The sequence below is a fragment of the Mycobacterium sp. NS-7484 genome (assembly GCF_001953975.1).
In the GTDB taxonomy this organism is placed as follows: Bacteria; Actinomycetota; Actinomycetes; order Mycobacteriales; family Mycobacteriaceae; genus Mycobacterium.
The window spans coordinates 1-1,625 of the sequence record NZ_MBEJ01000046.1 but is presented as its reverse complement, the minus strand read 5'-3'; the positions used below and the strand labels follow the sequence as shown (position 1 = coordinate 1,625).

Sequence of the window (1,625 nt, the reverse complement as noted above, 5' to 3'; positions counted from 1 at the left end):
CGCGCCGCCGAGCAAGCCGGTAAGGCCACCGGTGAGGCGGTCACCAAGAGCGCGAATGAAGCTGTCCGCAAGGGCGATATCGGCAAGACGGTCAGCGACGAAGTAACCCGCACCGTCGAGCGGTCCAGCCCGGGCAAGGATATCGCCAAGGTCATCGTCGACGGCATCGCCGATGGCGTGAAGGATGAGCTGCGCGGTGGCCCGCTGGTCGATGACTTCGTCGACGGTCTGGCCGACGGTGTGAAGCAGGGCATCGACGAGGCCAGCCTGAGCAACACGATCCTGACGACGATTGGCGACGGCCTCAAGTCGGGGAATATCGGCTCGACGATCAAAGATGCTGTGCTGCCTGGCATCCAGAGCATCGGCATGGATCTGCGGTCGGGTGCGGCCGATTGGGCCGGCGGGATCGCGCAGTCCCTGCGCTCGGGTGATATTCAGGGCGCAACCGATGAAATCGGCAACACCGTGCGGACCACCACCGACATCATCGCCAATATCGGGGAGACGTTCGGGCTGCAGCTCGACGGCGTGCGCGAGTTCGGGAACCAATCGGCCACGACGATGTCGACGGTGGCCCAAGACATTCAGGGCGTGATCAGTCCCGCGTTGAGCTTGAAGGGCACGTTCGACGAAGTCGGCGGCATCCTGGAGACCGTTTTACCGGGCAAGGCCAGCGCAGGCGCAGCAGGTATCAGCGCGGCGTTGAACAGGGTGGTTCTCCCGGTGTGGCTGACGGCGCTGCTCGGCAACGAGATCGCCAACAAGCTCGATGACATTCTCCCCGGTGAGGACCATCCCGACCGGTCGCCGGGATGGGCGATCGGGCGCGGATTGACGGCGCCAAAACGCATCTGGGAGCAGATCACCGGCCAGCGTGACCCGAACACCGGTGAGCCGACGAATCGCGTTCAGGCCGATCCGAATCGAGCGCCGGGCGCAGACAACGCCAACGGTGGAATACCGCGAGCGCAACTCGAAAGGCCCGCTGGTACCCGCGAATCGGGCGGGCTGCCGAAAACCGTCGCCGGCCTACCGCCCGCCCAAGCGAAGGCCCCGGCGGGCACCCGGGAGTCCGGTGGCGTGCCCGCGGTCGTTATCGGGCCCGACGGTAAGCCGATCATCGTGCCCGGTCGCTCGGAGGGCGGTTTCACTGGCAACTTCCCGGTCGACAAGATCGCGGGCGTGGTGCACGGCGAGGAGTTCGTGGTACAGGCCTTCGCTCAGAGGCAGATCGAGAAGGACCACCCCGGTCTCCTCGACCACATGAACAAGACCGGCATGCTCCCGGGGTACCAGGGCGGCGGCCTGGTCGCCGGGACGTCGGAGCTGCGCCAGATCATCGGCGAGCGGTTCGGAATCTCCAACATCGGCGGATACCGGCCCGCGGACAAGTACGGCGAGCATTCGACCGGCCGCGCCCTCGACGTGATGGTCGGCGGCAACAAGGCCACCGGTGACGCGGTGAAGGATTTCGCGCTGGCCAACGCCTCAGCGATTGATCTCAAGTGGGTGATCTGGCGCCAACACCTGTACTACGCGGGCGGCGGCGGCTACGACATGCCCGACCGTGGCAGCCCGACGCAGAACCACATGGACCACGTCCACATCTTCAGCGGCCCGGG

1 pseudogene is annotated in these 1,625 nt (G+C 66.2%); it reads left to right on the top strand.

Annotation, left to right across the window (positions count from 1 at the left end):
- A pseudogene (locus tag A5733_RS27445) lies at positions 1–1,625 on the top strand (hypothetical protein); the annotation flags it as partial.